Annotated in this window: 1 protein-coding gene; it reads left to right on the top strand. The window is 44.2% G+C overall.

Translation table 11 applies throughout. The annotated features are described in order from the left end of the window. Nucleotides 1-255: 255 nt before the first annotated feature. The coding region (locus tag UQ64_RS28905) for an IS110 family transposase (protein WP_156417717.1) at nucleotides 256-674 on the top strand (419 nt) is incomplete at its 3' end.

Here is a 674-nt window from a genome sequence, read left to right as displayed (position 1 = left end):
CTGCCCGTTCGTATTATGAGATCAACCAGTTCTTTCTGGTTGATCCTTTTTTCATTTGCATAGAGGATTAAGGTAGCCTGGTCGAACGTACCTGCCCGTGGGACTTGATCCCGAGCGCTATAGTGTTCACCCTACTTGTCATGACCATGATTGAGGCTGGTTGGGACGTAAGATCCCGTATAACAAGCGATGCTATGGAGCGACAAGAAGAACCGTAGGGATGCCGGTGAATTTAAACTTACAGGGAGAGATGAGATGAATCCAGTTGTCGGTCTAGATATTTCAAAAGAAGAAAGCCATGGACAAGCCTTTTTAGCGCGCGGAAAACCCTTTAAAGGGACATTCCACTTCGAGCACACTCGTGATGGCTTAGCAAATCTACATCAAGTTTTAAAGGACATTGAATCGGTATCCAAACAACGTCCTTTGCTTATTCTAGAAGCAACAGGACATTACCAAAGCCCTGTTGTTCAGTTCCTAGAGGAACATCACTATATTTACATTGTCATTAACCCGCTAATCTCCAATCGGCTTAGAAAGTCTCAGCTTCGTAAAGTAAAGACGGATGCTGCTGACGCTTACCTATTGGGTGAGTTGTACTACAGGGAAGAGTTTGAACCCTTTAAGAAAAGAGGTGTGCAACTCCTCAACTTGCGCTATCTTACAAGGCAATA

The organism is Paenibacillus etheri, assembly GCF_001012825.1.
In the GTDB taxonomy this organism is placed as follows: Bacteria; Bacillota; Bacilli; order Paenibacillales; family Paenibacillaceae; genus Paenibacillus_AQ; species Paenibacillus_AQ etheri.
This window is presented reverse-complemented; position numbering and strand designations above follow the sequence as displayed.